General features: G+C 36.4%; 14 protein-coding genes. 2 read left to right on the forward strand and 12 right to left on the reverse strand.

The genetic code is table 11. The annotated features are described in order from the left end of the window. Nucleotides 1-409: 409 nt before the first annotated feature. From proX to H1X92_RS07475, 7 genes are all read right to left on the reverse strand, one after another. Entirely contained in the window at nucleotides 410-1,396 is a 987-nt protein-coding gene (proX, locus tag H1X92_RS07445; protein ID WP_180559553.1) for a glycine betaine/L-proline ABC transporter substrate-binding protein ProX, read from the reverse strand. A gap of 75 nt (nucleotides 1,397-1,471) precedes the next feature. After that, a complete protein-coding gene (gene proW / locus H1X92_RS07450; RefSeq protein WP_180559554.1) occupies nucleotides 1,472-2,521 on the reverse strand; it encodes a glycine betaine/L-proline ABC transporter permease ProW in 1,050 nt (349 codons plus the stop codon). Then, nucleotides 2,514-3,713: a glycine betaine/L-proline ABC transporter ATP-binding protein ProV gene (gene proV / locus H1X92_RS07455; protein ID WP_180559555.1), complete on the reverse strand. Its 1,200-nt coding sequence runs from the start codon at nucleotides 3,711-3,713 to the stop codon at nucleotides 2,514-2,516. Before proV ends, proW begins: the two co-directional genes overlap by 8 nt. 537 nt (nucleotides 3,714-4,250) lie before the next feature. Beyond that, on the reverse strand, nucleotides 4,251-5,216 hold the full coding sequence (gene nrdF, locus H1X92_RS07460) for a class 1b ribonucleoside-diphosphate reductase subunit beta (protein ID WP_180559556.1): 966 nt from the start codon (nucleotides 5,214-5,216) through the stop codon (nucleotides 4,251-4,253). Nucleotides 5,217-5,232: 16 nt separating this feature from the next. Then, the gene (nrdE, locus tag H1X92_RS07465) at nucleotides 5,233-7,362 is read right to left on the reverse strand and encodes a class 1b ribonucleoside-diphosphate reductase subunit alpha (RefSeq protein WP_180559557.1); all 2,130 of its coding nucleotides are present in this window, start codon (nucleotides 7,360-7,362) and stop codon (nucleotides 5,233-5,235) included. Between the two features lie 20 nt (nucleotides 7,363-7,382). Continuing rightward, a complete protein-coding gene (gene nrdI / locus H1X92_RS07470) occupies nucleotides 7,383-7,796 on the reverse strand; it encodes a class Ib ribonucleoside-diphosphate reductase assembly flavoprotein NrdI (protein ID WP_180559558.1) in 414 nt (137 codons plus the stop codon). Between the two features lie 9 nt (nucleotides 7,797-7,805). Beyond that, nucleotides 7,806-8,033, reverse strand: a complete 228-nt coding sequence (locus H1X92_RS07475; RefSeq protein ID WP_180559559.1) for a glutaredoxin family protein — start codon at nucleotides 8,031-8,033, stop codon at nucleotides 7,806-7,808. A 283-nt stretch (nucleotides 8,034-8,316) separates the two neighbouring features. On the opposite strand from H1X92_RS07475, the gene H1X92_RS07480 reads away from it, so the two are divergent. Continuing rightward, nucleotides 8,317-8,799, forward strand: a complete 483-nt coding sequence (locus H1X92_RS07480) for a methylated-DNA--[protein]-cysteine S-methyltransferase (RefSeq protein WP_180559560.1) — start codon at nucleotides 8,317-8,319, stop codon at nucleotides 8,797-8,799. Nucleotides 8,800-8,992: 193 nt separating this feature from the next. Further along, on the forward strand, nucleotides 8,993-9,202 hold the full coding sequence (cspE, locus tag H1X92_RS07485; protein ID WP_026822451.1) for a transcription antiterminator/RNA stability regulator CspE: 210 nt from the start codon (nucleotides 8,993-8,995) through the stop codon (nucleotides 9,200-9,202). Between the two features lie 77 nt (nucleotides 9,203-9,279). Here cspE and lipA read toward each other — a convergent pair whose 3' ends face one another. From lipA to rlpA, 5 genes are all read right to left on the reverse strand, one after another. Next, nucleotides 9,280-10,245 carry a lipoyl synthase gene (gene lipA / locus H1X92_RS07490; protein WP_180559561.1) on the reverse strand — a complete coding sequence of 322 codons (966 nt, stop codon included), beginning with the start codon at nucleotides 10,243-10,245 and terminating at the stop codon, nucleotides 9,280-9,282. Between the two features lie 127 nt (nucleotides 10,246-10,372). Beyond that, nucleotides 10,373-11,002 (reverse strand): lipoyl(octanoyl) transferase LipB, encoded by a 630-nt coding sequence (gene lipB, locus H1X92_RS07495; protein ID WP_180559562.1) that lies wholly within the window; start codon nucleotides 11,000-11,002, stop codon nucleotides 10,373-10,375. A 157-nt stretch (nucleotides 11,003-11,159) separates the two neighbouring features. After that, on the reverse strand, nucleotides 11,160-11,423 hold the full coding sequence (ybeD, locus tag H1X92_RS07500; protein WP_026822448.1) for a DUF493 family protein YbeD: 264 nt from the start codon (nucleotides 11,421-11,423) through the stop codon (nucleotides 11,160-11,162). 150 nt (nucleotides 11,424-11,573) lie between these two features. After that, nucleotides 11,574-12,785 (reverse strand): D-alanyl-D-alanine carboxypeptidase DacA, encoded by a 1,212-nt coding sequence (gene dacA, locus H1X92_RS07505; RefSeq protein WP_180559563.1) that lies wholly within the window; start codon nucleotides 12,783-12,785, stop codon nucleotides 11,574-11,576. A 148-nt stretch (nucleotides 12,786-12,933) separates the two neighbouring features. Then, nucleotides 12,934-13,935 (reverse strand): endolytic peptidoglycan transglycosylase RlpA, encoded by a 1,002-nt coding sequence (gene rlpA / locus H1X92_RS07510; RefSeq protein WP_233458142.1) that lies wholly within the window; start codon nucleotides 13,933-13,935, stop codon nucleotides 12,934-12,936.

Genomic DNA, 13,935 nt, shown 5'->3' on the forward strand with positions numbered 1-13,935 from the left:
GTATTTAATTCATAAATATTTTGAATGTTAATATAAGAAAAATAAATTTTAAAATAGATTTAAATAGGCCATAACTTCTTATTTGCAAAATAATTTCATTATCAAATTAATAAAAAATAAATATCATTTGTAATAAATTATATACATTTAATATTAATTGATTGTTTTGTTATAACACTAACATTAAATTAACCATATATAAATTAAAATAAACAATGGTTAATCTAAACTAGCTATCTATTTGATTGTAAGATAATAAGTAAAAATTAATTTCCTTATTCATTTAAATATAGGTGAATGTCTTTATCGTCATTAAGTTGCAATACAATATAAAAATAGGTTGAAAAGAGAGCATTCAACCTATTTATGGAAAATCACATAAAATGTGTAACGATAGGATTTTTACAAGCTAGCTTTCTAAAGCCATCTTTATCCAGTTATTAAAAAGTTGTTGATGAGCTTTTATCCAACCTTGAGCATGACGTTCAATGTCAGCTTGCGAAGCTTCACCATTATGCATACGAAGATTCTGGGCATTAATATCTGTAATTGGAATTTTCATAATGGCAAATAGTTTTGCCGCAGCAGGATTCTTTTCCGCCCAAATTTTATTAGCGACGATATGCATTGTGCTAGGTGGAAAACCATAATTTTTACCATTTGCTAAAGTGGTATCACTTTTATCATTGTTTGGTAGTGAAGAAAAAGGAACTTGCAACCAGACAACGTCTTTACCCGGTTTAAGCAAGGCGTTGACCCAATAAGGTGCCCAGGTATAGTAGAGGATGGGTTTACCTTCTTTATAACGAGTGATGGTATCTGCAATCATCGCCGCATAGTTACCCTGATTGTGCTCTACGGTTGTATTTAAGTGATAAGCATTTAAATGGTTATTAATTGCGGCTTCACAACCCCAACCTGGGTTACAGCCAGTGAGGTCAGCTTTACCGTTACCATTAGTATCGAATAATTTAGCAATATTCGCTTCTTTAAATTGGGCTAAGTTGGTGATGTGGTATTTATCAGACGTTTTTTTATCTATTAGGTAACCTTGAACTGCATTACTGATATAGATACCTTTGCGGTATAGGCGTTTATCGCCACCAACTGCTTCATATTGAGCATTGTGTAATGGCTGCCAATTGACAGCCATAAAAGTTGCATCACCGGCAGCGAGTGATGCGTAAGCAACGTTATAGTCGACCTCTTGAGTCGGTAATATTTGGTAACCTAATTTCTGCAATGCTTTATTAACGATCAAAGTTTGGAAAGTCTCTTCCGCAATGGTGCTTTGAATAGGTTGTACTTTTATACCTTTGCCAGGTAGTTCAGTAGCAGAAAGTTTAATACTAATTAATATTGTTAAAACCGCAGCCAGAAAAACAGAGTTGCGCATTGCTATTTCCTCTCTAGGGATCACAGACAGATGAGCGAGCTAAAAATTTTTTAGCTGATGAAAATAACATTATGTTTATTGCCCAAAGCGACTTTTAGTTTTTTGCAATAAACAGATAATTAAGCCAATAGGTCCCGTGTGATACCAAGCGATATTTTTTTTAATGCTGGCTTTTTCACCTAATGATTGTGTTAGTCGATCCAGAATAATTGCCAATATGACAATACCTGTACCGCCTACGGCCGCTAATCCCATATCTAATCGGCCAATTCCCCTTAGTACCATCTGTCCCAAACCGCCAACAGCAATCATAGAGGCAATAACAACCATCGAAAGTGATAACATCAATGTCTGATTAACTCCCGCCATAATAGTTGGCGCAGCAAGAGGTAGTTGAACTTTAAATAAAAGTTGATTTCGACTGGCACCAAACGATTCTGCTGCTTCAATAAGATCATCAGGAACTTGCCTTATTCCCAAAATAGTTAATCGAATGATTGGTGGTAGAGCAAAAATAATTGTAACGACAATACCAGGGACGTTACCAATTCCAAATAACATGACAATAGGGACCAGATAAACAAACGCGGGTGTAGTTTGCATTGCATCTAATAGCGGCCGAATTATTTGACTTGCAGGTTTGCTATTTGCTAACCATATTCCCAAGGGTAAACCAATTAACAGACAGAAAAATAAGGAAGTTAATACCAGAGATAAAGTGATCATTGCTTCTGACCAGGTGCCGATGGCTCCAATGAAAACCAATGAGATAAACGTCGCTACTGCTATTTTTTTATTTGCTAACTGCCAGGCTAACAGAGCGAAACAAATAATGATAAAAGTAGCAGGTAATGTGGTTAGGATATGTTCAAAACGACTTAACATAAAATCAATTGGCAGACGGATCCCCTGAAACAATGGGCGAAAGTGTAAAACTATCCAATCGATAGCCTGCGAAACCCATGAGTCCAGCGGTATTAGTGGCTGCTGGAAGGGATGCATGATATCAAAATGTTCCGTTGCTACATCTACGGGGTTATCTAACCAATCTGTAGCGCTTTCTGTCGTTACCGTGTTCCAAGGATCATTAATTATTTCTTGATTTAGGTGAGCTTGATTAACCATTTATTGTCTCCTTATCTAATGCTTGCAGTAAGATCCCTTTGGAAATAACGCCAATATAACGTTGATTATCACCAATGACAGGAACTGCACAGGGAGATTGAGCAATGGTTGAAATAAGTTCATTAAGTGGCGTGTTGGCATCAATAGCACCAGGTGAGGTTAGAATTGCCTGCTCAATATTTTTTTTATCGTGTAATGCTTGTTCCAATGAGCTAATCGAAACGATACCGACAAATTTTTGTCCTCTTTCAATTAGATAGCCATAATCACGATCTTCATCATTCAGTATTTTTAGTGCTGAACGTGGTCCAAAACCAGGAGCAACATGTAATAGGGCGTCAGGTCGACGGCGGGCAATATCCTTGGCAGAGAAGACTTGGCTAATATCGACGCCACGAAAAAACGTTTTAACATAATTGTTAACTGGATTATTTAAGATCTCATCAGGAGTACCGACTTGGATAATAATGCCATCTTGCATAATAGCGATTCGATCGCCGATCCGCATCGCTTCATCTAGATCGTGAGAGATAAAGATAATTGTGCGTTGTTTATCACCTTGTAAAGACAGTAATTCATCTTGCATTTCTGTTCTAATTAGCGGATCTAATGCAGAAAAGGCCTCATCCATCAGCAGAATGTCAGGATCATTAGCCAATGCCCGCGCAAGACCGATACGTTGACGCATTCCTCCTGATAGTTCGTTTGGAAAAGATTGTGCCCATTGTTCAAGATTAACTTGTCGTAATGCGACTAATGCTTTTTCTGTTCGTTCTGGTTTGGCAACACCGGCTAATTCCATACCAAATGCGACATTATCTAATACATTGAGATGGGGCATTAACGCAAAGGATTGAAATACCATACTAATTTTTTTACGCCGGACTTTTCGTAATTTTTCCTGCGAAATGCTAGCAATATCTTCGCCGTCGATTAAGACTTGACCTTTGGTCGGTTCGATTAGGCGATTGAGGAGGCGCACTAGGGTAGATTTTCCTGATCCCGATAGACCCATAATGACAAAGATTTCGCCTTCTTCAATGGCCAGATTGGTGTTTTTGACACCAACAGTTAAACCGGTTTTATTAAATATTTGTTCTTTATTTAAGCCTTTATCGATAAGTTTAAAAGCTTGTTTAGGGTGATCTCCGAATATTTTGTATAAATTTTTCACTTCAATTTTAAATGACATGTAATAATAATATCCTTTGATTAGTTAATTAATGGTGTATTAATTCTTCGTATCCTTATTTAAATTTATGCTTTATATAACCTAACATAATGAAATATGCTGACAACCCTATATTTAATAAAATTAATCAAAAAGAAGGGTGTTTTTTTGGAGAGAATGTGGATGGAGCCTTAATTTTGGCGCAACTTGTTTTTGAAATAATAAGGTTTTGTTTTATAACTAATTGATATTAATGTAAATATATTTATTTCTCATTAAGGCTGTTATTTTTGGCTTTATCAAGTGATCTTTAGTATAAATTTTTATTTACCAATTAAATTAATTTATGAATTTAATTAATTTTATTTTTTATAGTCAAATGCTATGGGTAATTATTGCGAAAATAGGTTTGTTTTCGGTTATCAAGATAAGAGAGAAATTGATTTGATATCTGTTATTGATAATAAAAAGCAGGCTAAATAAAGTATGCATATATAATATTCTAAACTGCATTTATTTAGCTGCTTTATTATCATTATTTAAAAAAATATTAAAAAATCAGAAATTCCAATCCTCATCTTCTGTAGTAATGGTTTTACCAATAATGTAAGAAGAACCTGAACCAGAAAAGAAATCGTGATTTTCATTGGCATTTGGTGATAGTGCTGACAAGATTGCCGGGCTAACATCAGTCATTGTTTCCGGGAAAAGTGACTCATAACCCAAATTCATTAATGCTTTATTGGCATTATAGTGAAGAAATTTTTTTACATCTTCTGTCCAACCAACGTCATCATATAAAGATTCACTATATTTAATTTCGTTCTCATATAAGTTTAATAATAAGAAGTAAGCAAAATCTTTTATTTCGTCTTTTTCTTTCGCACTATATTTGATTAATGATTTTTGAAATTTATAACCGATATAGTAGCCATGGATTGCTTCGTCACGGATTATTAACCGAATAAGATCGGCAGTATTGGTTAATTTGCCTCGGCTTGACCAATACATTGGCAGGTAAAATCCGGAATAGAAGAGGAAGGATTCGAGAAAGACACTGGCAATTTTTTTCTTAAGTGGATGAGTATTACAATAGTGCTCCAGTATTAAATGGGCTTTTTTTTGTAAAGCGCTATTTTCTTCACTCCATTGATAAGCATCATCAACATCAGAAGTCAGACAAAGGGTTGAAAAGATAGAGCTGTAAGAACGAGCATGAACGGCCTCCATAAAGCTGATATTTGACATGACAGCCTCTTCATGAGGTGTTAAGGCATCTGCCATTAATGCAGGCGCTCCTACGTTGTTTTGGATAGTATCCAATAGGGTTAAGCCAGTAAAAACACGTATTGTTAGTTTCTTTTCCTCTTTTGTTAATGTATTCCAAGTTGGAATATCATTTGAAAGCGGAATTTTTTCTGGTAACCAAAAATTGGTGGTTAATTTATTCCATACTTCTAGATCCTTATCATCCTCAATACGGTTCCAGTTGATTGCTCGTACTATCGAATTTGTTATCGCCATTTGTTAAACCTATAAATTATAGTGCACATGAAACGCAGCCTTTGACTTCAGTTCCTTCTAAAGTTGATTGGCGGATACGAATGTAATAAAGGGTTTTTATACCTTTTTTCCAGGCATATATCTGAGCGCGATTAATATCTCGTGTGGTTGCGTTATCAGTAAAGAAAAGGGTTAATGATAGTCCTTGATCGACATGTTGAGTAGCAGCCGCATAAGTATCGATGATTTTTTCAGCGCCTATTTGATAAGCATCTTGATAATACTCTAAATTTTCGTTCGTTAGGTAAGGCGCAGGATAATAGACGCGGCCAATTTTACCTTCTTTACGAATTTCAATACGCGCAACAATAGGATGAATACTTGAAGTTGAATGATTAATATAAGAAATAGAGCCAGTTGGCGGAATGGCTTGTAAATTCTGATTGTAGATCCCATGCTCCATAATAGATTGCTTGAGTTTTTGCCAATCTTTAGAAGTGGGAATATGAATGGCCGAGTGTTGAAATAGCTGTTTTACTTTTTCAGTTTTAGGTTGCCACTGCTGATTGATATATTTTTCAAAATATTCGCCAGAGGCGTATTTAGAGTGCTCAAAACCGCTAAAATAGTGTTGACGCTCAATAGCCAGCTTATTTGAGGCCTGCAATGCGTAGTAAGTTACGGTATAAAAATAGATATTGGTGAAATCAATCCCCTCTTCTGAACCATAATAAATATGTTCACGTGCTAGGTAGCCATGTAAATTCATTTGCCCTAAACCAATAGCATGTGATTTTTTATTACCTTCTTGAATCGAAGGCACTGATTGGATCTGGCTCATATCTGAAACTGCCGTCAATGCTCTAATAGCAATTTCAATTGAATGTGCAAAGTCTGGGGAATCCATCGTTTTAGCAATATTCATTGAGCCTAAATTACAACTAATATCTTTACCTACATGGCGATAATCTAAATTTTCGTCGTAAATACTGGCATTATTAACTTGTAAGATTTCTGAACACAGATTACTCATATTAATTCGGCCATAAATAGGATTTAGACGATTGGCATTATCTTCAAATAAAATATAGGGATAGCCTGATTCAAATTGAATTTCTGCTAAGGTGAGAAAAAACTCACGGGCGTTGATCTTCTGTTTGCGAATGTTTTTATTATTTACCATCTCTGAATATTTTTCAGTGATGTTAATTTCTGACATAGGGACACCATAACAGCGCTCAATATCGTAAGGTGAGAATAGGTACATATCTTGATTATTTTTAGCCAAATGAAAGGTAATATCCGGGATCACTACTCCTAGTGATAAGGTTTTAATGCGGATTTTTTCATCGGCGTTTTCACGTTTAGTATCTAAAAAGCTTAAAATATCGGGGTGATGGGCGTGAAGATAAACGGCTCCAGCGCCTTGTCTTGCACCAAGTTGATTGGCATAAGAAAAGGCATCTTCTAACATTTTCATTACAGGTATGACACCAGAAGATTGATTCTCAATCAGCTTTATTGGGGCTCCAGCCTCACGTAAATTAGTCAGTAAGAAAGCCACACCGCCGCCACGTTTTGACAGTTGTAAAGCCGAATTAACAGAGCGGCCTATCGATTCCATGTTATCTTCTATGCGTAGTAAGAAACAAGATACCAGTTCACCGCGCTGTTTTTTACCGCAATTTAAAAAAGTGGGAGTTGCTGGTTGGAAGCGGCCACTAATGATTTCATCTACCAGTTGGCTAGCTAACTCCTGATTTCCTTGTGCAAGTGTCAGAGCAACCATGCATACTCTATCTTCATAACGTTCTAAGTAACGTCTACCATCAAAAGTTTTTAAGGTATAACTAGTATAATATTTAAAAGCGCCAAGAAATGTTTGAAAGCGAAACTTGTGGTTATAGGCTTGCTGGAAAAGTTTTTTTATAAAAGTAAATTCATATTGTGCCAGTATTGCCGATTCGTAATAATTTTCTGCTAATAAAAAATCCAGTTTCTCTTGTAAATTATGAAAAAAAACCGTGTTTTGATTGACATGGTGGCGGAAGTAATGATGTGCCGCCTGCTTATCTTTATCGAGTTGAATTTTATTATCGTTATCATACAGATTTAGCATGGCATTAAGCGCATGATAATCGAGTTGTTCTTGAGGCTGTACTGTCATAAAGGAAGCTCCGTATTACTTTACTGCATTTGTTGTTGCCAAAATTGTTGTAACCCTTGGCGTACTTGTTGAAGATCCCATTCAGTACCGAGTAATTCAAAACGATAGAGCAATGGTACTTGGCATTTAGCGGAAATAATGTTGCCTGCTATAGCATAAGTTTCACCAAAATTACTATTTCCTGAAGCAATGACGCCTCGTAAAAATTTTCGATTCTGTTGTTGATTTAAAAAGTAAATAACAGGTTTAGGCACAGCTCCTAATGTGCCACCACCACCATAGGTAGGTAGCAGTAAAACGTAAGGCTGTGTCGCATTTGTTAGCATTTCATTTGCATCCATGGGAATGCGGGTAGCCGGGATCCCCAATCTTTGCACAAAGCGATGGCAATTTTCCGATTTGCTGGAATAGTAAATAAGCGACTGTGTTTTCATGATATTGTTTTAGTTACTGGCTAATTGACTGATCATATCTGGACGAAAGCCTGACCAATGTTGCTTACCTGCAATAACCACGGGCACCTGTTGATAGCCCAATTTGGTAATAAAACGCAGTGCTTCATGATCTTGGGTTAAATCCACAACATCATAAGGTAAGTTTTTACGTTTTAGTGCTAGACAAGTAGCATTGCACTGTACACAATCTGGTTTGCTGTAGACGGTAATAATCATTGTTAGCTCCTTAATGCATAATGACTAAGTTTACAATCGATCAATTATTATAAATACTATATCTTGATTTATTTTTATTCAACCATACTATATATAGTGTTATCTGATTTGTGGCAGGAATTATATCTAACTTGTTATTTCAACAAGAAATAAAAAATTTGTATTTTTATAATATTTTTTTAACAATGTTCCAATAGGCAGAAATATTTTTGCAAATAGAGTTAATTTTGCTTGAGGAATAAAATGAATTGTTAAAATAGTTCTCTATTTTAAGGAAGTTGTTATGTACCACCATTATTTTTCCACTCCCAGTGATTTTCCAAGACCTTTCATTCACATTAGCGCTGATAATCATGGAGTAACCAGTGTTAATTTTGTTAAAAATATAATTGAAAAAGAAGGTAAAAATGCGCATATCGAACAGTGTATAAAAGAATTACAGGAGTATTTTAATGGTGAAAGAAACAATTTCTCTGTACTACTAAATCCTACCGGTAGCTATTTTCAAAAAAGAGTTTGGCAGCAACTTAGTGAAATTCCATATGGCCAATGTTGGAGTTATAAGAAACTGGCAATTGCGCTAGGTTCTGCTAATTTTTGTAGAGCAGTTGGTATGGCCAATTCACGTAATCCTATTGCACTTATTATTCCGTGTCATCGCGTTATTGGTCATGATGGTAAATTGGTAGGTTACAGCGGCGGGTTAGATATCAAAAGCTGGCTTATAGGTTATGAAAAGAATAGAAATAATCGAAAAATTGGCTAAAAATGTTATAATAAATATTAATAAACACGATTATTAGTTTTTTTTATTGTTTTTTTAGGTTGTTATCCTATATACAATGATAATTTAGGTTTTTGATTAATTTCGTGATCTTGGTAGTAGACAATCAAGCATAATTTTTGCTGTACTATATGCGGCACAAACTGTGTGTTTTTATTAAGTAAAGGTAATTTTGATGTCAAAAGTTAAAGGTAACGTTAAGTGGTTCAACGAAGCTAAAGGTTTTGGTTTTATCACTCCAGAAGATGGCAGTAAAGATGTTTTCGTTCACTTCACCGCTATTAAATCCGAAGGTTTTAAGACTTTGGCCGAAGGTCAGAAAGTCGAGTTTGATATTACTGAGGGGGAGAAAGGGCCATCTGCTATCAACGTTGTCGCCATTTGATTTACTTTAAGAATTTATAATAGTCCGTCTCAATTAATGAGACGGGTTTTTATGTTGGTATGAAATTAAATGATTTATCATTTAATTTCTATGCCTTTCGCTTGTAAATCTGCATGATAAGATGAGCGAACTAATGGGCCACAGGCGGCATGCGTGAAACCCATTGCGATTGCCTCATTTTTCATTTCTTCAAATTCTTTCGGGCTGACGTAACGTTTTACTGACAGATGATGACGGCTGGGTTGCAGATATTGACCCAAGGTTAGCATGGTAACGCCGTGGCGGCGTAAGTCACGCATAACATCAACAATTTCTTCATTAGTTTCACCTAATCCAACCATTAATCCTGACTTTGTGGGTATTTCAGGATGCATTTGCTTGAATTTTGCAAGTAGTTGTAATGACCATTCGTAATTAGCGCCAGGACGCACTTGGCGATAGATACGCGGAACATTCTCAAGGTTATGATTAAAGACATCAGGTGGCGCGGTGGCTAAAATTGTTAAGGCGCGATCCATACGGCCACGAAAATCAGGCACTAGCGTTTCTATTTTGATGTTTGGATTTTTCTCTCGAATAGCAGTAATGCTATCAGCAAAGTGTTGGGCTCCGCCATCACGCAGATCATCACGATCAACGGAAGTAATGACAACGTATTTTAATCCCATATCTTTAATGGTTGCTGCTAATTTTTCGGGTTCATTGGGATCAGGAGCATTAGGTCGTCCATGGGCAACATCGCAGAATGGACAGCGACGAGTACAGATAGCACCTAAAATCATAAAAGTGGCAGTACCGTGATTAAAGCATTCAGCCAGGTTAGGACAAGAGGCTTCTTCACAAACTGAATGTAAGCCATTTTTACGCATTGCGTTTTTGATTTCTTTTATTCGACTGGAATCAGCGGGAAGTTTTATTTTCATCCACTTAGGTTTAGGTAAAATTTCTGTATGATCCGTTCTAACTGTTTTGACAGGGATCAGTGCCATTTTATCAGCGTCACGATATTTAACGCCACGCTCCATTTGAATTGGTCTACTCATAATTATGCCAGTTCCATTAGGTTCCTGCTGCGGATCAATAATAGATATATTTTATGCTAACACAGATGCTCATTATTTATGCCATGTTTCAATTTTTTTTTAATAATTATAAAAAAATTATAACAACTTATTCTGCAAGTTGAAATCCTAATAGGTTGCAGAAATGCTTTACTAGTAAAGGTTCGACATCTTTAACCTGACAGCCAGGAACTAAATCATTAAGTTGAGTCATTTGCATACCGGCATAGCCACAAGGATTAATACGCTGAAAGGGGGCAAGATCCATATTAATATTTAATGCTAGGCCATGAAACGAACAACCTTTATGAATACGTAATCCGACAGAGCATATTTTTTTTTGTTCAACATAAACACCGGGAGCTTCGCGCTGTGCATAAGCGGAAAGACCAAATTCAGATAAAGTATTAATTACCGTATCTTCCAGTGTAGTAACCAGCTCTCTTACACTCATTTGATTACGCTTTAGATCTAATAAAACATACATTATTTGCTGACCCGGGCCATGGTAGGTGATTTGTCCGCCACGATCAGATTGGATAACGGGAATATTTCCAGGCGCCAGTAGGTGCTCTTTTTTACCAGCTTGGCCTTGGGTAAAAACAGGGTAATGCTCCACTAACCAAAGTTCATCTGGCGTATCAACCGTGCGTTTTTTAGTAAACTGATGCATCGCATCGGAAATGGGTTGGTAAGTATGAAGCCCAAGTTGACGTAATATAATAGTTTCTTTTAACAATCTTTTTCTGCCGCTGATAGGGGTATATGCACTAATTATGCAGTATAACCTGCGCAAATTATTCTTACTAGCATAGCTAGTAGGGCACTTGAAATTATAAAACTCGAAAATATCAGTTTTTCCGGTTTATAATTTCAAGCACAGTAATAAATTGTGTCTACAACACCATACGAACTAATTCTAGTTTAGCTAATTCTTCATACAGTTTTTCTATCTGTTCAATATTGGTTGCTGTGATGGTAATTGATACTGAGTGAAAGTTACCTTTACTGCTTGGTTTAACTGATGGTACATAATCACCCGGAACATGCCGTTGAACCACTTCAATAATTTGATCAGTTAACTCAGGTTTAGCGACTCCCATCACTTTGTATGTAAATGAGCAAGGGAACTCTAGTAGTTCATGTAGTCTGGTTTTCATAGGTTCTCCTAAAATACTACCACCACCCTTATTACAATATTAAATGTTATATGATTTAGATAGTATACTTATTCATATTTCTTAATTAAAATTAAGTTATAAATTGAACATATTTACTATAATCAAGGTTGCAATGTAATTTTTCAATATTTAGCCAAACCAGCGCTGAAAAAACAATTTAATATAATCTAATATCTTACTAAAAAATCCACCTTCATCGACTTCTTTCAATACCACCAGCGACCGTTGTTCAATGATCTTACCATCTAATTGTAAGTTAATCGTGCCCACCACTTGGTTTTTGGCTAAAGGCGCCTGTAGTTCAGTATTGTTTAATATGTAACTGGCTTTTAAATCTTTCATACGGCCACGGGGAATGGTCAGATAAAGATCGTTTTCAATACCTAGCTTTACTTGATCAGTATTAGCAAACCAAACAGGTTGAGAGGCAAATTCCATCCCGCCTTGTAATGGGTTAACAGTTTCAAAAAAGCGAAAGCCCCAAGTGAGTAATTTTTTACTTTCTGCATCACGCCCTTTACTGCTATGACCACCTAATACAACAGATATTAGTCGCATATTACCCTCGGTAGCAGAGGCAACTAGATTGTAACCGGCAGCACTAGTGTGTCCGGTCTTAATACCATCTACATTCAGACTTTTATCCCATAACAAACCATTCCTATTTAATTGACGGATTTTATTAAAGGTGAACTCTTTCTCTTTATAAATGGCATATTCTTCAGGCACATCGCGGATCAAGGCTTGACCGATTAACGCCATATCACGTGCGGAACTATATTGCCCATCGGCATCTAAGCCATGGACAGTAAGAAAGTGAGTATTTTTTAATCCAAGCCGTTGCACATTATCGTTCATTAATTTGACAAAACTCGCTTCGTCACCCGCTACATACTCGGCCATTGCAACACATGCATCATTCCCAGACTGCAGGTTAATACCACGTATCAGTTGAGATACAGAGACGCGATCACCGGGTTTTAAGAACATTAGCGAAGAGCCTTTAAAAACCGGATTACCAGTAGCCCAAGCATTTTCGTCGATAGTAACAATATCATTCATGCTAATTTTGCCGGCTTTAATGCTTTGACCAATGATATAACTGGTCATCATTTTAGTTAGACTGGCAGGATCACGACGTTGGTCGGCATTTTTTTCTGCTAAAACTTTGCCTGAATAATAATCAATAAGAATATAAGCTTCAGCGTCAATATTTGGTGCTGAAGGTATCATATTGATTTGCATCGGATTATTGCTATTAGCTAATAGAGTGCTGGAAAATATAAGACTAGTAATTAATATTAGACTACCGATAGAACGGGAGAAAATTGCATAGTTCATAATAATATACGAGATCCGCGGGCAATATGTTAATAGAGTGGGCATCCTATTATCAGCATAAAAAAGCAATATTCTATTCTAAAACAGAGATGCCAGCTTAGTTGATTTTTGTTTTACTCTAATTAGATTTTATTGATTAATCAATAAATTATTCGCTATTTATGATAATGCTCGATTGTTGTAACTCTGTTAATATTTTATTTTTTATTTGTTCCGCTGTATGAGGATCTTGAAATGGGCCAAGTTGTACGCGATAGATATTGTTAAATGCTTGAATACGGCCAGGTGTGTTCAGTTGTTTCGAAACAGACTGTTGCCATGCTTCTGCTTTTGCTTGATCACTTAATGCACCTATTTGTACAAAGTAATGTTTAGCAGCTCCACTAGCTGATTTCACTGGCGACGGCTTAGGATGGTTATTTTCAACAATCCCATTCGTTGCTAGCGTATTGCCGATTGTCATTGGTTGGGTTGATTGAGATAAAGCGGCTGGGTGGTGAGGCTGATTCCCCGCTGTTGATTGATTGGTGCTTGCAGCCAAGTTTATGGAATGGGTTTCTAATTTCGGTGGTTTAGGTAAAGCATAACTTTGTTTAGCAATATTGACACCAAGTGTACCAGGTCCGGTTAAAGTGCCGGCAGGGGAAACTAAGATCGGATCAATTTTAATACGCGCCGTTTGCATTAAATTTAATCTATCGGCAACTGCTCGTGATAGGGCAATAATTTTACCTGATATATAGGGTCCTCGATCATTAATGCGTACTATTATCATTCTGCCATTAATTAAATTAGTAATGCGGGCATAACTTGGAATAGGTAAAGTAGGGTGTGAAGCTGTGAACGCATAAGGGCTGGCTTTTTCACCTGTTGCAGTTATTTTACCGATAACTTCAGAGCCAAAAATGCTGGCAAAACCTGTTTCACTAAAATGAGCAGGATCTTTTACTATTTGATAAGTTAGACCATTCAGTTGATAGTCATTATTAGCGCCAGCATGATAAGGTTCGTAACGGGGCTCTGCTCCTAATATATCTTGTACCGGCATCTTAGGCATATCGGTATTTTGTTGAGTTTGGGAAGCACAGCCAGCTAAAATTGCTATTATAATGCTAAGCATAAGCCCGTGATAGTGCATTACAGACCTCAT

Origin of the sequence: Arsenophonus endosymbiont of Apis mellifera, from assembly GCF_903968575.1 — a bacterium.
Taxonomy (GTDB): domain Bacteria; phylum Pseudomonadota; class Gammaproteobacteria; order Enterobacterales; family Enterobacteriaceae; genus Arsenophonus; species Arsenophonus apicola.